Origin of the sequence: Gallibacterium salpingitidis (assembly GCF_030517105.1) — a bacterium.
Classification (GTDB): Bacteria; Pseudomonadota; Gammaproteobacteria; order Enterobacterales; family Pasteurellaceae; genus Gallibacterium; species Gallibacterium salpingitidis.
Genome location: NZ_CP103875.1, coordinates 2,557,264 through 2,581,710, shown reverse-complemented (window position 1 = coordinate 2,581,710; position 24,447 = coordinate 2,557,264). Strand labels below are relative to the sequence as shown.

Here is a 24,447-nt window from a genome sequence, read left to right as displayed (position 1 = left end):
ATTAATCTTCATCATCGAAAAATTCGCCGTCTTCACCATATTCATCTTCATCATCATTAGGATCTTCAAAATAGGTGCCCCAACCGTCATAAGTCCCTTGATGTTTTTTAATCATTGGCAGCAATTCCGCTTGTTGTGCATCAATCAGTTCGGCTTTTAGAGCGATTTCACTAATAATATCAAAACAGTAAACTTCAGTATCATCTTCTGTTTCTAACTCTTCGGCTTCTGATACTTCATAACCTAATTTAAATGCTTCTACTGCGATTTTTTCTAATTTATCGAAGTCGTGATGAGAAATATGGTGTTCAATAATATATAACGCATCAGGATCGCTGCCGTCATTTAAAAGTTGATCAATAATTTCTCTAGTTTCTTGCTGCAAAGCGGTAAGTGCGGACATAGTTAAAGCCTCTTTTTGCGTGATAAAGGCAATATTCTAGGCACTAAAAGCTTGCTTCACAAGCAACCAGATCAAAATAACCACGTTTTTTCATTCAAGATAGGTTGTTCTTTGCCGAGTGCGCGTAATCCTTTAATAGAACGCACTAATAGCCAAATCAAGGTAAATAACAGAATGAAATAGCCAATAAAAATGAGTGAAAGTACAACGCCGATAAAACTGTATAGTAAACCAATCCAAAAGGTTCTGATTTGGTAAGTGAAATGGCTTTCTAAGATAGAACCGCGGGCGTCATCACGAAAGATATAAGCAATGACAACACCAACAATACTTAAAAAACCAACGAGAAAGGAGAGAATGTAGAGCCAATAAGCGATAGTTGCCCATTTTTTGGTGTTATCAGTGTTGTAGATCATCGGTTCCATAAAAGCATCCTTATTTAAGATAAATTCTTTCTTAATATAGAACGAAAATTCATAAAGATCACATAAAAAATGGCGATTTATTAAGAATTAAAAACGATACTTCAACAGGGTTTAAACGACTGTAACAAATGGATAACATGGAAATTGAGCTAGATCAGATAATGATGTAATACCCCAAAAAGTTTAACTTCAAATAGATATAATTTTATCAGTTAAAATAATTTTTAATTTTTGGAGAAATCATTATGAGTAAAACAACTGAAGTTGCTGTAAGTCCTGCTCAAGCAGAAGTGGATCAACTCGTTGCAAACGGTTTAGTGGCGTTAGAAGAGTTTCGTCAATTAAACCAACAACAAGTCGATTACATCGTAGCTAAAGCTTCTGTCGCTGCACTTGATCAACATGGTGTGTTAGCAATGCACGCTTATGAGGAAACAGGTCGCGGTGTATTTGAAGATAAAGCAACTAAAAACCTCTTTGCTTGTGAATATGTTGTCAACAATATGCGTCATCTTAAAACTGTTGGTGTTATTAAAGAAGATGATGTTACAGGAATTACAGAAATTGCTGATCCAGTCGGTGTCGTTTGTGGTATTACCCCAACAACAAATCCAACTTCAACTGCAATTTTTAAATCTTTAATTGCTTTAAAAACCCGTAACCCAATCGTATTTGCGTTCCACCCGTCAGCACAACAAAGTTCCGCTCACGCTGCAAGAGTAGTTTATGAAGCTGCGGTGCAAGCTGGTGCGCCAAAAAATTGTATTCAATGGATTGAGCATCCATCAATGGAAGGTACACAAGCATTAATGAAACACCCTGGTATTGCAACTATTTTAGCAACTGGCGGTAATGCGATGGTGGAAGCTGCTTACTCTTGCGGTAAACCAGCACTTGGTGTTGGCGCAGGTAACGTACCAGCATATGTGGAAAAAAGTGCTAATTTAAAACAAGCAGTACACGATATCGTAATGTCAAAATCATTCGATAATGGAATGATTTGTGCGAGCGAACAAGCGGCAATCGTGGATAAAGAAATTTACGATGATTTCATCAAAGAGATGCAATCTTATGGCGTTTATTTGGTGAATAAGAAAGAAAAAGCATTATTAGAAGAATATATCTTTGGCGCAAAAGCAAATAGCACAAACTGTGCATCAGCAAAATTAAATGCAGCAGTAGTAGGTAAACCAGCTGCGTGGATTGCTGAACAAGCTGGTTTCAGTGTACCGGCTAATACCAATATTCTTTTAGCAGAATGTAAAGAAGTCGGTGTAAAAGAGCCGTTAACTCGTGAAAAACTTTCTCCGGTATTGGCATTATTAAAAGCAGAAAGTGTGGAAGATGGTTTAAATAAATCAGAACAAATGGTGGAATTCCATGGCTTAGGACACTCTGCCGCAATTCACACTTCTGATGCAGCATTAGCGAAAACTTTCGGTGAACGTGTTAAAGCCATTCGCGTTATTTGGAACTCTCCGTCAACCTTTGGTGGTATCGGTGATGTGTATAACTCATTCTTACCATCATTAACATTAGGTTGTGGTTCATACGGTAAAAACTCTGTTGGTAACAACGTAAGTGCGGTGAACCTATTAAATATCAAACGAGTTGGCAGACGGAGAAATAATATGCAATGGTTCAAAGTGCCTTCAAAAATCTATTTTGAACGTGATTCAATCCAATATTTACAATCAATGAAAGGCGTTGAACGTGTTGTGATTGTAACCGACCGAGTAATGGTGGATTTAGGTTTTGTTGAGAAAATTGCAAAACAACTTACTATGCGCGGTGATCACGTTACTTATCAATTATTTGCTGATGTTGAACCGGATCCAAGTATTGCAACAGTACGTCGTGGTGTTGAATTACTCCGCAATTTCCAACCAGATACTATTATTGCATTAGGTGGTGGCTCTGCAATGGATGCAGCAAAAGTAATGTGGTTATTCTACGAACAACCAGAAGTGGATTTCCGCGATCTTGTACAAAAATTTATGGATATTCGTAAACGTGCGTTCAAATTCCCACAATTAGGACGTAAAGCGAAATTTATCGGTATTCCAACCACTTCAGGTACAGGTTCAGAAGTGACACCATTTGCGGTAATTAGTGAAGGCGATAAGAAATATCCAATTGCAGACTACTCATTAACACCGACAATTGCGATTGTTGATCCAGCATTAACAATGACTGTACCAGCTCACGTTGCTGCGGATTCTGGCTACGATGTGTTAGTTCATGCAACTGAAGCTTATGTATCAACTTTAGCAAATGATTTTACTGATGGTTTAGCATTGCAAGCAATTAAATTGGTATTTGAGTTCTTAGAACGTTCTGTGAAGAATGGTGCAAGTGATCCAGAAGCAAGAGAAAGAATGCACAATGCTTCAACTATCGCAGGTATGGCGTTTGCGAATGCGTTCTTAGGTATGACTCACTCATTAGCACATAAAGTCGGTGGACGTTTCCATACTCCGCACGGTAGAACCAATGCGATTTTAATGCCATATGTCATTCGTTATAACGGTACTCGTCCGACTAAGACTGCGACTTGGCCGAAATACAATTACTATAAAGCAGATGTGAAATATCAAGAAATCGCTAGAATGCTTGGCTTGCCTTGTGCGACTCCAGCAGAAGCTGTTGAAGCTTATGCACAAGCATGTAAAGAATTGGGACAAAAAATTGGTATCAAGATGTCTTTCAAAGAACAAGGTATCAACGAGCAAGTATTTATGGATGCTCGTCGTGATCTTGCATTACTTGCCTTTGAAGATCAATGTTCACCAGCAAACCCACGTTTGCCAATGGTTGAAGATATGATGGAAATTCTCACAAAAGCGTACTACGGTGAATAATCGTTAGTCGTTTTTTCTCCCCAATAATCCCCGCGTAATGCGGGGATTTTTTTAGGTGGAATATCGCTTAATAGATACGATTTATTTTAATCATATAAATTGCAAGTTATTGATTTGTAGCGGAAACTAACAAATCTGCTTTAATGATAAAGGAAAATTCACTACCTTTACCGATTTCACTTTCAATTTCTAAAACAGTATGGTGTTGTTCTAAAGCGTGTTTCACAATCGCTAGCCCTAAACCACTGCCGCCAGTTTTATTACTGCGTGATTCATCAACGCGATAAAAACGCTCGGTTAGATGGGCTAAATGTTGCGGTTCAATACCAATGCCGTTATCTTTAACGCTAAAACGCACCCCTTGTTTACAAGGATGCAGACTAATTTCAATAGTGGCTTGATCGCCTGCATGGCGAATAGCGTTATAAATGAGGTTTGATACCGCACTTTGTAATTGGTGTTCATCTCCCATCATTTTGATATCAGGTGTAACGGAAAAAATAATTTGTTGTTCGGCGTGATTGATAATATCGGTATTTTTTTGGAACGATAAAACTAATTGAGAAAGATCGACTAATTCGTGTTCTGCATTATTAATGTTTTCAATTTTTGCCAATAAGCTAAGTTGTTGTAATAAATTTGCCATTCGTTGGCTTTGTTCTTTCATTGCTTCAATAGCTTTTTGTTGCAACATTGGGTTATCCAAGTCGCCATCTAGCATTTCCAAATAACCTTGTAAGACAGTTAATGGTGTGCGTAATTCGTGGTTCATATTAGCAAGGAAAGTTTGACGTGAATGCATTAGACGAATAAAGGAAGTCACGTCACGAGCCACGATCAGATAAGACTCACTGTCATAGCTGTTAAGATTAAATTCAATATAGCGTTTATTGTGCGTTAACAGCACTAATGGACGGTTACGTTTGCTTAAACGAGGTTGGCGGAAATAGTGTTTAAATTCAGGATAAAAGATCACTTTAAAAATATTTTTATCGCTTTTTTTATCCCAGACAAACTCAAACATTTCTTGAGCAACCTGATTACACCACGAAATATCACCATTATGTTCACAGATGATAATTGCATCGGGCAGATATTGAATATTCTTATTTAACTTAGAAAGTAAGCGTAAGGTTTTAACTTTTTCTCGTCGAGAACGTTGATTGTAATAAGCTGCTGTTTGTGAGATATGGTCGATAGCGGAGAGGGCTTTGATCGATTTTGTGGATTTGTTTGGATTGAGCAATTCTAATAAACGATATTCATTGTAATGGTGCCAAATCAGTAATAACACTAAGAAGATCAAGAACCAAAAGAGAAAACTTTCAGAAAACAGGCTAAAGATAAAAGCAATACCAACAGCTAATACAATTTCTAAAATGAGATGTTTTAGCGAAAGATGGAGCTTCATAAATTAATCCTGAAAATGGTTAGAAAAGCGATAACCGAAACCGCGCACTGTTTGTACATAGCGATCACATTGATAAGGTTCTAAACTACGGCGTAAGCGACGGATATAAGAATCGACAGTACGATCTTCAACATAAATATCATTACCCCAAATAAAATCGAGGAGTTGTTCCCGAGAATAGACCTTTTCTGGGTGAGTCATAAAGAAATGTAACAAGCGATATTCAGTGGCACTTAATTCAACCGTTTTGCCCTCAATGGTGACTCGTTGAGATTTTTCATCAAGTAAGAGGTTATCCATACTTACCAAATGACTTGGAGGATCGTAACTACGACGCCAGAGTGCTTCAATACGGGCTAACAGAATTTTCGGGGAAAATGGTTTGGTAATGTAATCATCAGCACCAGCATTGAGGCAGGTAATACAATCCTCTTCGGCGCTACGAGCAGTAAGCATAATAATTGGGATTTTAGCAGTTGCTTCCTGTTTCTTTAGATAATCAATAAACATAATGCCTGGACGTCCTGGCAACATCCAATCTAATAAAATCAGCTCGGGATTTTCTGCCATTTTATTGACTGCACTTTGATAATCTTCCGCTTCAATCACTTCATATTGTTGCTTGAGTAAATAGAGTACAATCATTTCACGAATTGCACGTTCATCTTCTACTACTAAAATTTTACCAGGCATAACTATCCTCGAGCTGTTTGGTGGGCAATTACCCCATTTTACCCTTAATGTAATCTTCTGTCCGTTGGTATTTTGGCTTGTCGAAGATCTTCTTAGTTTCGTCAAATTCAACTAATTCACCAAGATACATATAGGCGGTGTAGTCGGAACAACGCGCAGCTTGTTGCATATTATGAGTAACGATAGCAACGGTGTAATCGTGTTTTAATTCTGTAATTAATTCCTCGATTTTCATCGTAGAAATTGGGTCGAGAGCAGAACAAGGTTCATCTAATAATAAGACTTCCGGTTTTACGGCAATACCACGAGCGATACAAAGACGTTGTTGCTGACCGCCAGAAAGGCTATCACCACTTTGATTGAGCTTATCTTTCACTTCATTCCATAAAGCAGCTTTAGTTAATGCCCATTCAACACGATCGTTGAGTTCTGATTTTGGTAATTTTTCAAATAGACGAATACCAAAAGCGACATTGTCATAAATTGACATTGGGAATGGGGTTGGTTTTTGGAACACCATACCGACTTTTGCGCGGATAATCGCAATATCAATATCAGAAGTAAGTAGATTTTCATCATCTAAATTAATTTCACCGGTGGCACGTTGGTTTGGATAAAGCTCAAACATACGATTAAAGGTGCGTAATAAAGTTGATTTCCCACAACCTGATGGCCCGATAAATGCAGTGACTTTATTTTTGGCAATTTGCATATTGATATTTTTTAACGCATGAAAATCGCCATAGTAGAAATTGAGATTATTAATAGTGAGTTTTGCATCTACATTGCTAGGTAATTGATTCATGAATGATTATCCTCGTTTATGATGTTTTTTGGAGCAAGTGCGAGTAATGATATTGAGTGATAAGACGAACAACGTAATTAAGGTTGCGCCTGCCCAAGCTAAGTTATTCCAATCTTCAAAAGGACTTGCTGCATATTGATAGATCACCACAGGTAAGTTCGCCATTGGTGCATTCATATCGAAAGAAGTAAATTGATTCGAAAGTGCTGTAAATAATAGTGGCGCTGTTTCGCCAGAGATACGAGCAACCGAGAGTAACACGCCGGTTAAAATCCCTGAACGAGCCGCACGATAACAGATCATGGTAATAACACGCCATTGTGGACAACCTAAGGCTGCTGCGGCTTCACGTAAATTATTAGGCACTAAATTCAACATACTGTCGGTGGTTCTTACCACAACTGGAATCACTAACATTGCTAAAGCTAAAGAGCCTGCCCAGCCTGAGAAGTGTTTGACTTGCGATACATAGATGGCATAGATAAATAAGCCGATAATGATCGATGGTGCTGACAGCAAAATATCGTTAAGGAAGCGGGTCACTTGTGCTAAACGGGTATAGCGCCCGTATTCGCTTAAATAGGTTCCTGCCAAAATACCAACCGGAGTAGCAATAAAAGTAGCAACTGCGACCATTAATATCGACCCAATTAAGGCGTTAATTAAACCACCCGATTCGTTTGGTGCTGGTGTCGGTTTAAGGAACAACTCAAATGAAAGTGCGGGAACACCTTTCAATACTAAAGTAGATAAAATCCAAATTAACCAAAAAAGTCCAAAAACGACAGCAAGATAGGCAAGCCCCAACATAAATTGATTTTTGATTTTACGCCAGTAGAAACGTTGGTTTTGATAATCTTTCATTATTTTCTTCCTTCATGCTTAGTCATTCGCATCACTAATAAGCGTGCTGCGGCAAGGACAATAGTTGTAATTAAGAAGAGAATTAAGCCAAGCTCCATTAAGGCTGATTTTTGTAAGCCACCTGCTTCGTTAAATTCGTTAGCGATAGCGGAAGCGATAGAAGTAGATGGAGCGAAGATAGAATCTGGTAATTGGAACGCGTTACCAATAACGAAAGTGACCGCCATTGTTTCACCTAAGGTGCGTCCTAGACCGAGCATAATACTGCCGATTACGCCAGTTTTAGTGTAAGGTAAAATAACTTTCCAGACGACTTCCCAAGTTGTTGATCCTAATCCATAAGCAGATTCTTTTAACATTGGCGGCACAACGCTGAATACATCACGCATTACAGAAGCAATAAATGGAATAATCATAATGCCGAGTACTAAACCGGCAGTAAATAAACCGATGCCGAAAGGTGCGCCAGCGAATAACAAGCCAACAAATGGCAGATCACCTAAACATTCGATTAAATAAGGTTGAATATATTCTTGAAATAACGGTACGAAAACGAATAGCCCCCACATCCCATAAATAATTGAAGGAATTGCTGCTAACATTTCTACGGCAGTACCAATAGGGCGTTTTAGCCATTCAGGTGAAAGTTCGGTTAAGAAAGTTGCAATACCAAATGAAATAGGTACAGCGATTAATAAAGCGATACCGGCAGAAATAAGCGTACCGATAATAGGAACTAAGGCACCATAATTTTCCTGCACAGGATCCCAGTCATTTGTCCATAAAAAAGCAAGACTAAACTTGCTGATTGAATCCCAACTGCCAACAATTAAAGAAATTAAAATCGCGCTGAGTACTGCGAACACAAGCAACGCAAAAAAGAGGGTGGTGTGTTTAAAAGCTTTTTCCAGCCACGAGTGATTAAGACATTTATTATCAATTTTGTGCATCGTGTTTATCTCGATGAGGTAAAGACTGTGAACATTTTTAGTTCACAGTCTTTGTTCTTATTTTATTACTGAATTAGTAAAGTGATTTTCCTTGTGCATCTTTCACATCAGCACTCCAACGTGCTTTGATTTGTGTTACTACACTGTCTGGTAAAGGAACATAATCAAGTTCTAACGCTGCATCTTTACCGTTTTTGAAAGCCCAATCGAAGAACTTAAATACGTTTTTGGTATTTTCTGCATTGACTGCATTTTTGTGTAATAAGATGAAGCTTGCTGCAGTGATTGGCCAAGATTGATCGCCTGGTTCATTGGTTAATACTACGCCCATACCTGGTGCACTATCCCAATCTGCGTTAGCGGCAGCAGCCATAAAGCTGTCACGAGATGGTTGAACAAATTTGCCAGCTGCATTTTGTAGTGATACCCAAGCAAGTTGGTTTTGTTTTGCGTAGGCATACTCAACATAACCGATAGAGTATTTTAATTGTTTCACATAAGCAGCTACGCCCTCATTTCCTTTACCACCTTGTCCAACAGGCCATTTAACTGATTTACCTTGACCTACTTTTTCTTTCCATTCTGGTGAAACTTTAGAAAGGTAGTTAGTCCAACCGAAGGTTGTACCTGAACCATCAGAACGACGTACAACTAAGATATTTTTCTCTGGTAAAGTTTTACCTTCATTAAGGGCAGCAATTGCTGGATCATTCCATTTGGTGATCTTGCCTAAGAAGATGTCAGCGATAACAGCACCAGAGAGTTTTAATTCGCCAGCTTTAACTTCAGGGATATTAACGACTGGTACGGTACCACCGATGATAGCTGGGAATTGGAGTAGTTGATGTTCATTTAATGCGTCTGGTTTCATTGGGTCATCAGAAGCACCAAAGTCGATAGTTTTGGCGATAATTTGTTGTTGACCGCCACCTGAGCCGATAGATTGATAATTAACTTTATTTCCTGTTTCTTTTTCGTAAAGTCCTGCCCATTTTGCATAGATTGGATATGGGAAAGAAGCGCCGGCGCCAGTGATTTCAGATGCGTTTGCTTGAGAAAGGATTGGTAATGAAACTGCTAAAACGGCGAGTTGTTTAAGCACTTTGGATAGCATATTTTTCTCCTCATTAAGTGAATTAACTTTCTACGCGGAGCAGTTTATGCAACAAATATGACAGAATGATGACAAAAACAAAAAAAGAGGAAATTTGTGTGAAGAATAAAAAGAAACCCACATTCTTTACGAGCAATGTGGGTTTCCAGGGGGTAAATCTAAATAGTTAATTAAAAAGTTACTGCATTTCTTAGTTTTTTCAATGCGTTATTTTCTAATTGTCTAATCCGTTCAGCAGATACGCCATAATGATCTGCTAATTCTTGTAAGGTTGCTTTGTTTTCATCTAACCAACGTGTTTGAATAATATGGCGACTTCTATCGTCTAATTGTTCTAACGCTTCACTTAATTGTTCTGTCGCTTGGCTTTCAAAGTTTTCTTCTTCTAAGTCAGCAGCAAAGTTAGAACTTTTATCTTCCAAATAAAGCGCTGGTGCGTAAGCTTCTTCTGCGTCATCAACTGGCAAGTCGAATGCCATATCAATACCGCTCATACGAGATTCCATCTCTTGTACATCTTCCGCAGATACACCCAATTCATTGGCAACCATATCAACTTCACCAGCATTAAACCAACCTAAACGTTGTTTGGTTTTACGTAGGTTAAAGAAGAGTTTACGTTGCGCTTTGGTAGTCGCAACTTTCACAATACGCCAGTTACGTAATACATATTCATGAATTTCAGCTTTAATCCAGTGAACCGCAAAAGAAACGAGGCGCACACCAACTTCAGGATTAAAACGTTTTACCGCTTTCATTAGCCCAATATTACCTTCTTGGATTAAATCTGCTTGCGGTAAACCGTAACCTGAATAGCCACGTGCGATATGAATTACAAAACGTAAGTGAGATAAAACTAATTTTTTAGCTGCATCAACGTCTTGATGGTAATACAAACGTTCTGCAAGCTCCTTTTCTTCTTCTGCAGTCAGCATCGGATATTCGTTTGCTGCCCTGATATAAGCTTCTAAACTACCTTGTGGAACAAGCATCATGCTTTGCATTTCTTTTGTCATTATTACCTTCTTAATTAAAAAATTCGTTACAGTTATAACACAGTTACCTTTCAATGTAAAAAAGCCTGTGTTTCTGGAACGGCTGCTTGGACATATTATAATGCAAAAAGTTTCATATGGATCGCAAAAGATCACAATTTTTCTAAGTTGGCTAATTTAGCGATTAGCCATTTAATTCCTTGATTTTGAAATGCGACTTGTAATCTCACGTTTGCTTCACTGCCTTCAATATTAATAACAGTGCCATAACCAAATTTGGCGTGTTTCACTTTTTGTCCTAGTTTCCAATCTTGATTTGCAAACAATGGTTTGGCAGAGCCAACCGCTTCACGATTGATTGCACGAGTAACCGTACCACGTAAACGAATTTCCTGAATATTTTCTTTTGGTAATTCATTGATAAATCTAGATACAATGCGTTTTTCTTCTTGAGAATAAATACGACGTTGCTCAGCATAGCATAAGGTTAATTTTTTCTTTGCTCGTGTGATACCAACGTAAGCTAAACGGCGTTCTTCTTCGAGTCGCCCCTCTTCACCAGAAGAAATGCCACTTGGGAATAAACCTTCTTCCATACCCACAATAAAGACACGATCAAATTCAAGCCCTTTAGAAGAGTGTAATGTCATTAAATCAATACATTGTTGATGCGGTGAAGCTTGTCCTTCACCTGCTTCTAATGAAGCGTGGGTTAAGAAAGCAAGTAAATCGCTCATCTCTTCTGCTTCATCAGGCTTTTGGAAATCCTTTGCAGCAAAAACGAGCTCTTCTAAGTTTTCTAAGCGTACTTCTCCTTTCTCACCCTTTTCATTTTTATACATCTCTTGTAAGCCAGAGTGTTTAATCACAAATTCGGTTTGTTCAGATAGTGACATTGCTTCAGTATCTGTTTCTAACGCATTAATTAATTCGATAAAGCGTAATAAAGCGGAAGAAGCACGCCCTTGTACTAACTTTTCATCGATTGCTAAATGTGTTGCTTCCCAAAGTGGGATAGATTGTTGACGAGCAATTTGACGCAGAATATCTACAGTACGATCACCAATACCGCGTGTTGGGGTATTAATCACACGTTCAAACGCAACGTCATCTTGGCGATTTGAGATTAAACGTAAGTAGCCTAAAGCATCCTTAATTTCTTGGCGTTCAAAGAAGCGTAAGCCACCATAAATACGGTAAGGTAATCCAGCCTGAATTAACGCCTCTTCTAATACGCGTGATTGACGGTTACTACGATATAACACCGCACATTGATCATAACTGCCACCATCTTCAACCCATTGTTTGATTTGTGAAGTGACAAAACGAGCTTCATCTTGTTCATTGAATGCTTGGTAAATACCAACAGGTTCACCTTTATTACCTTCAGTCCAAAGATTTTTACCTAAGCGCCCTTCATTATTAGCGATAAGGATATTAGCTGATTGCAGAATATTTTCTGTTGAGCGATAGTTTTGTTCTAGGCGGATTGTGTCTGCACGATAATCAGTAAGAAAACGGTGGATATTTTCCACTTGTGCACCACGCCAGCCATAAATAGATTGATCGTCATCACCAACAATCATCACTTTGCCAGTTTGTCCTGCGAGTAATTTTACCCAATTGTATTGGATATTGTTGGTATCTTGGAATTCATCGATCAGAATATGTTGGAAACGTTGTTGATAACGCTGCAAGATTAATGGTTTTTTCAGCCATAATTCGTACGTACGCAGTAATAGTTCGGCAAAATCGACCAAACCTGCACGATCACACGCATCTTGATAAATTTGATAAATTTCCACCCATTTGCGCGACTCTGCATCTTTGGTTTCGATTTGTTCTGGACGTAAACCTAGATCTTTTTTGTTATTAATAAACCAACAAGCCTGTTTCGGCGGATATAAACCCTCATCAATATTATAAGATTTGATTAAGCGTTTAATTAAACGTAATTGATCTTCAGAATCAAGAATTTGGAAATCTTGTGGTAAGCCTGCGTCTAGGGCATGGCGGCGCAATAAACGGTGCGCCAAACTATGGAAAGTACCAACCCACATTCCAAAAGGAGGCTGGATATGATCTTTTAATAAGTCTTCAATACGATGACGCATTTCTGCAGCGGCTTTATTGGTAAAGGTAACCGCCATAATTGAGGCTTCACTTACACCTTCAACACCAATTAACCAAGCGATACGATAGGTGAGCACTCTGGTTTTACCGCTGCCGGCGCCTGCTAACACTAAATAGTTGCCTAATGGTGCCGCAACTGCTTCACGTTGGCGATCATTTAAACCATCTAATAATTCTGAAAAATCCATGCAAAATCCTTTGTTATTACAGCATTTGTTGGTGTTTTGGCGAAATTATAGCATTAACCAGTGATAAATCTGGCGGTGATTGTAAGAAATAATCCTACAATGGTTAAAGATAATGCTAAAATTTGCCGATGCAATAAATATGACGTTAGTACAATAAGGTGCTAGTAGTTTTACTTCATTAATGATCTATTAAGGATAAAAGAATGATTAATAAAGATACGCAACTTTGTATGTCACTTGCTGGCAGACCGGGTAATTTTGGTACACGTTTTCATAATTATCTTTATGAAAAATTAGGCTTAAATTTTATTTATAAAGCGTTTACTACCCAAGATATTGAATATGCGGTGAAAGGGGTGCGTGCTTTAGGAATTCGTGGTTGTGCAGTATCAATGCCGTTTAAAGAGAGTTGTATGCCTTTTTTAGACGAAATTTCTGCATCTGCGAAAGCGATTGAATCAGTAAATACTATTGTTAATACTGATGGCTATTTAAAGGCATATAATACAGATTATATTGCTATCGTTAAATTAATCGAAAAATATCAATTAGATAAGAATATGTCTGTGATTGTTCATGGTAGCGGTGGTATGGCGAAAGCAGTAGTAGCGGCGTTTAAAAATTCGGGTTTTTCTCGTGTGTCTGTCTATGCGCGTAATGTGGAAACTGGAACCTATTTAGCCAATTTATATGGTTATTCGTATATTAATCAATTAGATAAGAAAAGTGCTGATATTTTGATTAATGTCACCCCAATTGGGATGAAAGGCGGTAAAGAGGAGTTTAGTTTACCATTCCCAGAAGCATTGATTAATCAAGCGAAAGTAGCATTTGATGTGGTAGCACTGCCGGTAGAAACACCATTTATTCAATATGCACGTCAACAAAATAAAGTGATTATTTCTGGTGCAGAAGTGGCAGTATTACAAGCAGTAGAACAATTTGAGCTTTATACTGGTATTCGTCCTGATGAAGCATTAATTGCCGAAGCGGCGGAATTTGCGAGAAATAGTTAAAAGTTTTTTATTAATAGTTATTTTACTGTTTATAATGAGAATAATTCTTAATTATTCGAGAGGTATAAAATGGTCACCTTTTCTGGCGAAACGATGGCATCTCAATGGACAGTAAAAATTGCGGGATCTATTCCAGATGAACAATTGCACGTGATTCAATCTGGAATAGAAGATGTATTAGCGATAGTAAATCAACAATTTTCTCCATTCCTTCCACAATCAGAAATTTCGCAATTTAATCACAATTTAAATATTAATTCTGCTATTCCTATTAGTAATGAAATGCGTTATGTAGTTGAAAATGCACTAAAAATTTGTGTAGAAACTAAAGGTATATATGATATTACTGTTGCGCCATTAGTAAATTTATGGGGATTTGGCACAACAGAAGTTAATGAACACCCTCAGTCCGAGCTGGTAAAGCAAGCTTTGCAATATGTTAATTATCGAGCATTGACATTGAATGAATTAGGTTTGTGTAAACAGAATCCAAATATCCAGATCAATTTATGTTCTATTGCGAAAGGTTATGGCGTTGATCAGGTAGCAATGTTTTTAGAAAAGTTAGGGTTTCAGCATTACTTAGTTGAAATTGGTGGTGAATTGAGATTATCAGGTAATAATGATGGGAAAACTTGGGTAGTTGGATTAGAGCGTCCACAATGGGGTGGTGGCGTTTATGAACAAATCTTAACATTTAAAGATGTTACGATGGGGATCGCAACATCGGGGAATTATCGTAATTATTTCAAAGATAAAGGAAAAATAGCAGCTCACGAAATTGATACTAAGACAGGTTATAGCAGTATCTCACGAATTTTGTCAGTCACTGTTTTGGCTGAAAATTGTATGCTAGCAGATGGTTATGCAACGGCACTTTTTCTTCTTGGGAATGAAGCGTTGATGTTCGCAGAAAAGCATCAAATTGCGGCACTATTTATGGTGTCTTCATCAGATAATGCTACTGGTTATCGAATCCAAATTACTAATTCCTTTTCCAAAATACTCCATTCTCAAAATTAGCAATCACATTTTTTGCATATCAACTTTTCTTTATAAAAATGATATTAATTCTTATTTGCATAAAGTAAAGTTGTATGCTATTTTTCGCTTGCTAAACTAGATGATAACTTTTAGTAATTAATGTTTAACAAAAAGAATTTTATCCTTTTTTACTTTTTAAAAAGTAATTTTGTAGACATTAATATTTCTAGCTCCAAATCTTTCAACTAATTCTTATTTATCATTGATTTAGCAGGTCTTTTTTTCTCTTTTTTATGTATAAGGCACTATATGAAAAAATTCACTTTTCCATTAAAAGCGACAGCATTGATCGTATTAACCACTTTAAGTCAACAAGTATCAGCAGTCCATCCTGTGTATAACGAAGAAGATTTATATGTACAAGATAGAGATGTGCCTTATGCACTGGTGAAAGATTATTTAACAGTGACGACGTTGGCAGAAATTACAGAGCCAGATAATAACTATAGTGGTTTATTTCTAGGAGTACATAATCGTACAGGTAATCCAGTCCGTATTAACTGGTATGGAGATATGGATGGAAAGAATCCACAGATTGGGGCGATCAATAACGGACGTATCTATGGGCGAATGTTTGTGAATGCACTAGATTCGTTTGATACCTATGAAGCCGTACTGAATAACTCGAAAGTCACCTTAAAAGACTATCGCAGTAGTATCGCTCCTGATGGACAAGCCAACGGTATTGATGCTTATGGCTGGGTGCCTGTCAGTAATGAAAATGATATGACGTTTGCCCTAGATAAGGTTGAGAATACAGGGGTAGTGTCTGGATTTGCACAACTGCAAACTGGTGCCGGTACACATCGTAGTTTGGTGGTAGTCAATGCTTCTGCCAATGGGGCTTCACTCTACGGGTTTGGTGACTACGGTAAATATATTATCGGGGCTGATGGTAGTGAAGTCGCCGTAGATGCGGCTACAGGCGGTTCTCGCAGTGCGCGTTCGGTACGTTCTGCCAACGAGGCTGCAGCGACAGGTGTAGATGGGGTTGGTGTGATTCCAGCATCACTTTCCTCTGATGACAAGAATTTCTATGGTAAAAATATCCGCGTGGCTCTAGAAGCAAAGGATAAACAGGCAGTTGCCTTAAAAAATACAGGAACCATTCAAGGTCAGGTAGTGGTTAGAGGAAATACTGGAAGCAAAGCGGTGAGTGATGAATATGGTCAGGATTATTCTTTGACGAGCAAGGCATCAGGGAATGGTGTATCTCTATTCACTCAGATTATGACGCAGGATCGTCGCACTTATTCTTATGATAAGGTAACCGAGTCTATTCTGGGTAATGTCGAAAACTTAGGCACTATCTCAGGTAATGCGAGCTTATCAGGTATTGCCCCTGTAAGCAATGGTGGCTCAACCAACTATACCCGTTCTTATGATTCTGGTAACGGTATTAGTGTGGCTGCACGCACCACTCGATTTAGTAAAAACGTAACGGAAGCAGCCATAGGCAATGTGGTCAATGATGGACGTATCACAGGTAAGCTTGTTCAGGTATCTGGTGATAATACGGCTAAACGAGGAACTTCACCTACCAATATTAACCATGTTTACTCTCAAGCAGAGGCAGAAAATGGTGGTAATGGTGTCGGTGTGTTTGTGCAAGTGGATCAACATGTGGCAGGTAGTGCTGATGAAGATGGTATTCATAGTGATGGAGCAACGTTAACACTAGGGGATATTACCAACAGAGGTCGTATTACGGGCTATGCGGATTTGGCCGCAGGTAATGGTTATGACTTTATCCGCATGGGAGGAATTGATGCAACAGGTATTATCGGTGTGGGTAATGGTGTATCTGCTACGATGAAAGCAGGTAGCGTGCCTAGTGCGACCTACAACATCGGTAAAGTGAATAATAGTGGAGTAATCTCGGGGTACTTACGTGCCAAAGCGGGACAAGGTGTGGCTAAGAATGGTCAGCCTGCTTTGGAAGAAGTGAAATTGTTGATTACGGATGAAAAGACTTTTGGTAGCTATAATCAACCCGAGGTGTTACCTAAGAGCGTGGGAGGTAGTAGTGGTCCATGCTGGACTGCTGCGGAGTGTGCCAATGCAAATGGAGACACTGCCGACGCTATTTCTACCATTAAAGCCAGTGGTAATGGTCTCTCTTTCTTTGCTAATCGTATCAGTAGCAGCCAAAACGGCGATACCTACAGCATGGGTGATATTTTCAATAAGGGTGTGATTAGTGGCTATAGCGAGATGTATCATGGTTTCCAAGGGACGAATTATGCCCGAGTAGATTTCCTTGCGACAGGTATTGGTATTGCAGCCGATCGTGAATTTACGGCAGCGGTGAATAACCTTGGTATTATTTCGGGTAACCATGCGGCGTTATTGGCGAAATCAGAGATTTCTACAGCATATAGCTCTTGGGAGCCTGATTATCTGTCAGGCTATAAAAAAGCTATCAATAACTACGGGGTAATGGCAGGTACCTTAATTGCTGCGAATTATCAGGCTAATGGTAGCAATTCTAATGGCAAATATCAGCAATATCAGTACTTTAATGCTTCGCAAGATCCTGTGAATAACCTAGGGACATTGGTGTATTTAAAAGAGGGAATTACTAAAGCAAGTAAGTACTCTAGCGCAGTGCGCAATGCTGATGCAGGTGTTATTAGTCGTATCGTCGCAGGTACTGGTGGTGAGGTCAGCATTGATGACGGTCAGGGCAATCAAGTGACATACACTGTGGTCAACGGTAAAGTAACGGGTAAGGACAGTAGCTACACCGTAGCAGCAGATGCGTTAGACCACCATATTATTAATGGTGTGGGGGCTGCTAGTGGTGCAGCTGTTGTGACTAAAGACTTAAGCTTAACTAATAGCGTTGTGAACGGTCTAGTTACTGCGGTGGATTTACAAGGTGCGAGTGCATTAACCCTAGATAATACCGTTATCAATACCAATGGTTTTGCGGTAAGAAAGTCGGCTACGGAGTTTTATACCCCTAACGCCATCCTCGGTGATGACGCTGCTAATACGGTGATTCTACGCAACGGCAGTACCATCAATGGCGATGTACACCTTAATGGTGGTAACGATAAGTTCGTGGTGGGTGATGAGTCTGTCCGTATTAACGTCACTGAGCATACCCTAGACTTAGGTGAGGGTGAGGATGAATTGGTATTAGGTGAAAAAGTCACTGCACCAACCGCCTCTCCGATTGTAGTTGACTACACCGTATCTGGCGTAGAGCGTTTGCTCGTTAATCAGCCTAGCCGTATTATGGCAAATAAGATGGAATTACCGTCTTATATGGAGCTACATAACAAGCTTGTCTATCAAGCTCCTAATAGTATGGCGACCTCTTTGCATCCAGATAATGCAGAGCAACCTGTGGTGAGCCTAGCAGGCAAGACATTAAAAGTTGGTATTCGCTCTCAAGAAGCCTATGGGGCGTTGGAGGTGGAAAATGCTAATCTTAATGTAGACGGTGCTAATTTGGTTGTTGATTCGTCTTTATTGGATAAAGCCACTGTGGAAAAAGAAAATTGGGTGATTAAAGATGTGATTGGTGTAAAACGCACGATTTACCAATGTGGTGATATGGCTACTGCGGGACAAAATTGTGATGGTTATGATCGCGATCCCCGTATTGCAGATAGTTATTCATTAAAGGGCAATTTTGCTAGCATTGAAGATACGAGTGCGATTTTTGCTTTTGAAGAATATCATCAAGGTCGTGATAAAGAGGGTAATCAAGTAGATATTGATGATATTCAAGCAGCAACATTAGCGATAAATTTACGTATCAAACAAGTGAAGAAAGTTGAAGATATTGTTACTGGTAAGGATATAGATGAATCAGAAACAGCTCCAACTAATGAACAAGCTAATAATGACTCAATATCAAAGCAAGAAACACCAGATACGAAAGTGTCAAACAAAAATGATATAGCTCCTGTATCTACACAAAATGAGCCAAGAAAACAGGTTAATGCAATAGTAGATCCTATAATAAACAATAGCGCAACAAGAGCCGTTGCTAGAGCAATGGATGTGGTGATTAATAATGCTGTTAATGGTGATACTGCGGCCGTAGAGTTAGCGAAAGCTTTGGGAGGATTACAAAATAATCAACAAATTATCACTGCTGTATCTGATGCTGTTCCAGCAATTAATAGCAATGTAAGTGGGCTTATTACAGGAGCGAGTCGCTTTATGATGTCTAATGTCTTGTCGGGTGCAACAGGTATCATTAACCCTCCAGTTACTACAGCTTCATTGAATACTTGGGTACCACAAGATAATTACCGCGATCATTATGTTTGGGGTAAATTTATCAGTAATTGGAATAAGCATAATGCTGATAATGGTATTGCTGGATATAAAACTGATAATCGAGGCTTTATTTTAGGCGGAAGTAAGCGTGTTACTAAAGATTTTAATATCGGTGCAGTATTAGGCTATATTCGAACTTCATCACACACGATAGATTCCACACAACAGCAATCACTTACTGCTGAAACGTGGCAAGGTGGACTATATAGTGATTGGTTCTTTATGCCAAATGTAGCGTTAGAAACACAATTAGGTTATGGGCATAGTTCAGTTAGTGCTAAACGAGATCAAACCGTATTTAATCAAGTCGCTAAGGCTAAGTATGGAGCTAATCTAGGTTATGCGTCTATTGGAGTTCGTTACTATCAAGGTAATGATGATTATTTGATCACACCATTCTTCCGTGCGAATTATAATGTTGTTAAAACAGATGCTTACCAAGAAACAGGTGCGGTTACAAGTTTGAAAGTGAAAGCTGACACGGATCAATCATTGACTTTACAAAGCGGTATTGATGCTGAAATGATTGTTGGTGAGCGTTGGAAAGTTGGTAGTACATTAGCAGCTGAGGTTGAAACATTAAAAGTGAATCAATCAATTAAAGCATCATTTACTGCTACACCATCAGAAACATTTGTTGTTCAAGGCTTAGATAAACAACGAGTACAAGGTATTTTTGGTGTGCGTACTGAATATACCATTACACCATTTAGTGCGGTAACATTACGTTACAATGCTAATGTGGGTAAAAAATATTTAGGACAACAAGTAGATTTAAATTTCCGTTTTGCATTCTAAATAAATCGAATTGGAGGCAGCTCATTAAGCTGCCTCTTTTTTAAGCACTTTGCCTACGCATAAACTTAAATGGCAGTTCAATAATTCGTTGTGTTAATGGTTGTCCTGCTAGAAATTGGAGTAATGTTTGTGCGCCTAACTGACCTATTTCAAAACGCGGCGTTGCGATGGTAGTTAAGCTAGGGTTGAGTACTTTAGCAAAATCCAGATCATTAAATCCCACAATATCAAGTTCTTTGCCAACTTTGATACCGCGACGAGAGCATTCCAAAATAGCGCCTGCCGCAATGTCATCATTAACGCAGAAAATAGCATCTGTTTCCGGCCAACGGAAGAGAATCTCGATTAATGCTTCCGCCCCTGCGCTGATAGAGGTTTTAGTAGTCATTTTGTAATGACGATCAGTGGATAATTGATGGGCAGTGAGCACATCTTCCCACGCATTTCTTCTTAATAACGCCCGGCTATCTAGCCAAGCAGAACAAAGCACAATATTTTTGCGTTGTTTCTCTTGTATTAAAAAACGCATAAGCTGTTCTGCAGCAGCATACTGATTAATACCGATATTGGCGAGAAAGTGCGGATTCGCATCAATATTCATCAATTCTACGGCAGGGATGTTGGCACCATTTAATAAATCAATCGTTTGTTGAGTATGTAATGTTTCGGTCAGAATAAAACCATCTACATTTTGTTGCAGATATTTTTCAATAATGCGTTGTTCTTCTAGCGGTGTATAAGAGAAATCACTAATTAACAAATTGTAGTTTTGCTGATCGCAAACTGTTTTAACGCCATCAATAACATCATTAAACACATCATTGCTAAAAGAAGGAATTAATAAAACGATGGAGTTCGTTGATGAGGAAGCAAGCGATTTTGCAATACTATTTGGTATGTAATTCATTTTCTTACATATCTTCGCAACTTTTTCCCGCATTTCCGCAGAAACCAAATTAGGATTATTAATAGCGCGAGAGACTGTAGATTTATTTACCCCCAGTTCCTTTGCAATATCATCAATAGTGGCGCGTTTTTTCATAAAAATAGCTCAAAAATCATTAAGTTAAATTAATTAGGCATTCTAGCTTAATTATTCAATTTTAGAAATCGATCACAGTTTGTACAAAAAGTAGTTGCAAGTTAATTATAAAATTATTATTTTAATTGCAAGCGGTTGCATAAAGTATAAAGTGAGGTATGAAATGACGCAACATATTCAAGCAAAATGTATTAAGGTTTCTGGTGCACATCAAATTCAATTAACAGAAACAGAAGTAAAAACAATTTATCCTAATGATATTATTGTTAAAATTGTTAGAGGTGGAATTTGTGGTTCAGATATTCACTATTATAATGAAGGTGGAATAGGCAATTTCAGTTTACAGCATCCGATGATTTTAGGACACGAGGTGGTTGGTTTTTTACCTGAAAATAAACAATCGGTTGCAGTTGATCCAAGTAAGCCATGCTTGCAATGTAAATATTGTCTTAGTGGTAAATCGAACCAATGTTTAAATATGCGTTTCTTTGGTAGTGCAATGTTAAATCCGCATGTTGATGGTGGTTTTGCTGAATATGTTGCTGTAAGAAAAGATCAAGTTATCCCTTATGACGATAAAGTACCAAGTAAAGTCATGGTGTTTGCTGAACCGTTAGCAGTAGCAATTCATGCGGTCAATCAAGCTGGCTCATTAGTTGGTAAAAAAGTATTGGTAACAGGGTGTGGCCCGATTGGTTCTTTAGTAGTGGCAGCATGCAGACAAGCTGGTGCAGTAGAAATTGTTGCTGCAGATATTCAAGCTTCTTGTCGTGAAAGTGCTGTAAAAATGGGAGCGACTTCAACCATTAACCCATTAGATAACCATGAACATTATTTCCAAGATAAAGGTTATTTTGATGTCACTTTTGAAGCTTCCGGTGCACATAGTGCGATCAATTTTGCAATTGATGCAACTTCAGCTGGCGGCACTATTATTCAAATTGGTATGGCAAAAGGTGATGTCCCTATCCCAGTTACGAAATTCTTAGCAAAAGAGATTACTTATCGTGGTGCTTTCCGTTTTACCAGTGAATTCGAAGTGGCAGTGCGTTGGTTAGAGCAAGGATTAATTAACCCGTTACCGTTACTCTCGCATGAATTCCCATATCAAGAAGCAGAAAAGGCGTTACAAACAACCGGAGATAAAAGCACTGCGATTAAAGTACAACTTACATTTGAGGAATAATTATGAAAGATCTTTTTGATTTACAAGGAAAAAGAGCATTAATTACCGGTTCAACTCGTGGTATTGGCTTACTTCTTGCGAATGGCTTGGCTGAATATGGAGCAGAAGTCATCATTAATGGTACTAATTGTGAAAAAGCATTAGCTGTAGCAGAAGAACTAAAACAAAAAGGTTTTAAGGCTCATGCGGTTCCTTTTGATGTAACTAATAAAGAGGAAATTGAAAAGAATATCGCATTGATTGAGCAAGAAATTGGTCCGATTGATATTTTAGTCAATAACGCAGGCATTCAACGTCGCCACCCAATATTGGAATTTCCAGAACAAGATTGGGATGACATTATCAATACTAACCAGAAAGCAGTGTTCTTAATGATACAAGCTGTAGGCAAATATATGGTGCAACGTCGAGCAGGTAAAATTATCAATATTGGCTCGATGCAGAGTGAATTAGGGCGAGATACGATCACGCCGTATACAGCATCTAAAGGTGCAGTGAAGATGATTACACGCGGTGCTTGCGTAGAACTTGCTCGCTATAACATTCAGGTAAATGGTATTGCACCAGGTTATTTCAAAACAGAACTAACGCAACCGTTAGTGGATAATCAACAATTTACGCAATGGTTATGCCAAAGAACGCCAGCGAATCGTTGGGGCAATCCTGATGAATTAATTGGTTCTGCGGTATTCCTTGCTTCTAAGGCATCTGATTTCGTCAATGGCCATCTGTTGTTTGTTGATGGTGGAATGTTAGCGGCAGTGTAATCAGCTTGTCTGGTTTTAAACAAGTATATAGTTTTAACCCCTCTTTATCTTCTTAAAGAGGGGGCAGTTTATTGACAAAGTCAATTATAGAACTTTTAGCTAAATTATTTCTTATCTAAAATTTAGGTTTCGCCCTAAAGGGCGACTTCATTTTATTCGCAAGTGAACTTTGTTCACTTGCTCACCCTACGGGTCGTTGCAAGCAACGTTCAAAAAGCTAACGCTTTTTGTCATTGCTTGTGCAAAGAAAACGAAGCAAAAGAAAGCACCCCCTCGCACTCTTACTAATCCTCATTCCAATAAGATTTTCCGGGCGACAAAAAAAGAGATTTTTCTCGCCAGCTCGAAAAATTGACAGCTTTTTTTGTCTGAAAATCTTATTTACATTCGGGCAAGAGTGAGAGGGAACCCAAAACGATTTTATAGAAATTTTTGACAAAATTTAGGTTTGTCAGCAGTCTGATCCCTCTTTATCTTCTTAAAGAGGGGTTATTTATTATTCACCTTATTGCAAAATGGCATATTAATTAATTTTTTGTTCTTTGCTTATCGTGCATGGCTCGTTCATATTGATTAACCATTAATTTAGCTGTTGATAAGAGTGAAAGTAATTGTTTATGAAAATTTTGAATGCGCCTGCAGTATTAGGGGGATTTAAAACCAGTTTTACCGTAAGTTTTGTCTGGGTTGGCAGTATGGTGCTGCTGCCTTTGACTATGTTATTGCTAACGGTATTACAATTGGAATGGCATTCATTTTGGCAAATTATTTTTAGTCAGCGAGTGATTGCTTCCATTCTCTTATCTTTTCAAATGGCATTAATTGCCACATTGGTCAATTTAGTCTTTGGCACATTAATTGCTTGGGTTTTAGTTCGTTACTCCTTTCCCGGAAAAGCCCTAATTAACGCTCTGATTGATTTACCTTTTGCGTTGCCGACGGCAGTAGCGGGTATTGTATTGGCAACTTTATATGCGCCTAATGGTTTGATTGGTCAATGGTTTGCACAAATTGGTTGGCAGATTGCTTTTACACCGATTGGTATTGCTATTGCGTTAGTTTTTGTGAGTTTTCCATTTATTGTACGTGCGGTACAACCCGTATTAGCAACGCAAGAACGAGCTTTAGAAGAAGCCGCAGATATTTTAGGCGCAAATCGTTGGCTGACAGTAAGAAAGGTGATTTTACCAACGTTATATCCAGCAATTGTCAACGGCGCAGGTATGGGGTTTGCACGAGCCTTAGGTGAATATGGTTCAGTGATTTTTATTGCTGGCAATATTCCATTAGTGTCGGAAATTGCTCCACTGATGATTATGTCAAAATTAGATATTTATGATGTTAAAGGTGCGGCAGCAGTGGCCTTTGTGATGCTCGTTTTATCTTTTGCTGTGTTGTTATTGTTTAATCTTTGGCAGAACTATCTTAATCGATTCTTTGTGAGTAAATAGAG

At 38.5% G+C, this 24,447-nt stretch carries 18 protein-coding genes; 7 read left to right on the top strand and 11 right to left on the bottom strand.

The features are described from left to right. Window position 1 precedes the first annotated feature (1 nt). Window positions 2-403, bottom strand: a complete 402-nt coding sequence (rraB, locus tag NYR30_RS12315) for a ribonuclease E inhibitor RraB (protein WP_066103986.1) — start codon at window positions 401-403, stop codon at window positions 2-4. 71 nt (window positions 404-474) lie between these two features. Further along, complete coding sequence (locus tag NYR30_RS12310; RefSeq protein WP_066103989.1) at window positions 475-828, bottom strand: DUF4870 family protein; 354 nt, start codon at window positions 826-828, stop codon at window positions 475-477. Window positions 829-1,073: 245 nt separating this feature from the next. On the opposite strand from NYR30_RS12310, the gene adhE reads away from it, so the two are divergent. Next, window positions 1,074-3,689 carry a bifunctional acetaldehyde-CoA/alcohol dehydrogenase gene (gene adhE, locus NYR30_RS12305; RefSeq protein ID WP_066113374.1) on the top strand — a complete coding sequence of 872 codons (2,616 nt, stop codon included), beginning with the start codon at window positions 1,074-1,076 and terminating at the stop codon, window positions 3,687-3,689. Between the two features lie 106 nt (window positions 3,690-3,795). Here adhE and phoR read toward each other — a convergent pair whose 3' ends face one another. From phoR to uvrD, 8 genes are all read right to left on the bottom strand, one after another. After that, window positions 3,796-5,100 carry a phosphate regulon sensor histidine kinase PhoR gene (gene phoR, locus NYR30_RS12300; RefSeq protein ID WP_066113376.1) on the bottom strand — a complete coding sequence of 435 codons (1,305 nt, stop codon included), beginning with the start codon at window positions 5,098-5,100 and terminating at the stop codon, window positions 3,796-3,798. A gap of 3 nt (window positions 5,101-5,103) precedes the next feature. Then, window positions 5,104-5,793 carry a phosphate regulon transcriptional regulator PhoB gene (gene phoB, locus NYR30_RS12295; RefSeq protein ID WP_066103997.1) on the bottom strand — a complete coding sequence of 230 codons (690 nt, stop codon included), beginning with the start codon at window positions 5,791-5,793 and terminating at the stop codon, window positions 5,104-5,106. 28 nt (window positions 5,794-5,821) lie between these two features. Next, a complete protein-coding gene (gene pstB / locus NYR30_RS12290; RefSeq protein ID WP_066113378.1) occupies window positions 5,822-6,598 on the bottom strand; it encodes a phosphate ABC transporter ATP-binding protein PstB in 777 nt (258 codons plus the stop codon). 6 nt (window positions 6,599-6,604) lie between these two features. Next, complete coding sequence (gene pstA / locus NYR30_RS12285) at window positions 6,605-7,462, bottom strand: phosphate ABC transporter permease PstA (protein ID WP_066104005.1); 858 nt, start codon at window positions 7,460-7,462, stop codon at window positions 6,605-6,607. Then, a complete protein-coding gene (gene pstC / locus NYR30_RS12280; protein WP_066113380.1) occupies window positions 7,462-8,412 on the bottom strand; it encodes a phosphate ABC transporter permease subunit PstC in 951 nt (316 codons plus the stop codon). The genes pstA and pstC overlap by 1 nt, the downstream gene beginning before the upstream one ends. Window positions 8,413-8,485: 73 nt before the next feature. After that, window positions 8,486-9,526, bottom strand: a complete 1,041-nt coding sequence (gene pstS, locus NYR30_RS12275; RefSeq protein ID WP_066104011.1) for a phosphate ABC transporter substrate-binding protein PstS — start codon at window positions 9,524-9,526, stop codon at window positions 8,486-8,488. Window positions 9,527-9,696: 170 nt separating this feature from the next. After that, entirely contained in the window at window positions 9,697-10,542 is an 846-nt protein-coding gene (gene rpoH / locus NYR30_RS12270; RefSeq protein WP_066104014.1) for an RNA polymerase sigma factor RpoH, read from the bottom strand. 131 nt (window positions 10,543-10,673) lie between these two features. Next, window positions 10,674-12,842 carry a DNA helicase II gene (uvrD, locus tag NYR30_RS12265; protein WP_066113382.1) on the bottom strand — a complete coding sequence of 723 codons (2,169 nt, stop codon included), beginning with the start codon at window positions 12,840-12,842 and terminating at the stop codon, window positions 10,674-10,676. A gap of 203 nt (window positions 12,843-13,045) precedes the next feature. On the opposite strand from uvrD, the gene NYR30_RS12260 reads away from it, so the two are divergent. From NYR30_RS12260 to NYR30_RS12250, 3 genes are all read left to right on the top strand, one after another. After that, the gene (locus NYR30_RS12260; RefSeq protein ID WP_066113384.1) at window positions 13,046-13,858 is read left to right on the top strand and encodes a shikimate 5-dehydrogenase; all 813 of its coding nucleotides are present in this window, start codon (window positions 13,046-13,048) and stop codon (window positions 13,856-13,858) included. Window positions 13,859-13,927: 69 nt separating this feature from the next. Then, window positions 13,928-14,881 carry an FAD:protein FMN transferase gene (locus NYR30_RS12255; RefSeq protein ID WP_082987443.1) on the top strand — a complete coding sequence of 318 codons (954 nt, stop codon included), beginning with the start codon at window positions 13,928-13,930 and terminating at the stop codon, window positions 14,879-14,881. A gap of 270 nt (window positions 14,882-15,151) precedes the next feature. After that, window positions 15,152-19,999 carry an autotransporter outer membrane beta-barrel domain-containing protein gene (locus NYR30_RS12250; protein ID WP_066113386.1) on the top strand — a complete coding sequence of 1,616 codons (4,848 nt, stop codon included), beginning with the start codon at window positions 15,152-15,154 and terminating at the stop codon, window positions 19,997-19,999. Between the two features lie 40 nt (window positions 20,000-20,039). Here NYR30_RS12250 and NYR30_RS12245 read toward each other — a convergent pair whose 3' ends face one another. Then, window positions 20,040-21,041 (bottom strand): LacI family DNA-binding transcriptional regulator, encoded by a 1,002-nt coding sequence (locus NYR30_RS12245; protein WP_066113388.1) that lies wholly within the window; start codon window positions 21,039-21,041, stop codon window positions 20,040-20,042. A 163-nt stretch (window positions 21,042-21,204) separates the two neighbouring features. Here NYR30_RS12245 and NYR30_RS12240 point away from each other — a divergent pair, with 163 nt between their 5' ends. From NYR30_RS12240 to cysT, 3 genes are all read left to right on the top strand, one after another. Continuing rightward, entirely contained in the window at window positions 21,205-22,227 is a 1,023-nt protein-coding gene (locus NYR30_RS12240; RefSeq protein WP_302501234.1) for a zinc-binding dehydrogenase, read from the top strand. Window positions 22,228-22,229: 2 nt separating this feature from the next. Then, a complete protein-coding gene (gene idnO, locus NYR30_RS12235) occupies window positions 22,230-22,994 on the top strand; it encodes a gluconate 5-dehydrogenase (protein WP_066113392.1) in 765 nt (254 codons plus the stop codon). A 617-nt stretch (window positions 22,995-23,611) separates the two neighbouring features. Then, window positions 23,612-24,445 (top strand): sulfate ABC transporter permease subunit CysT, encoded by an 834-nt coding sequence (gene cysT, locus NYR30_RS12230; RefSeq protein ID WP_066113638.1) that lies wholly within the window; start codon window positions 23,612-23,614, stop codon window positions 24,443-24,445. Window positions 24,446-24,447: the final 2 nt, after the last annotated feature.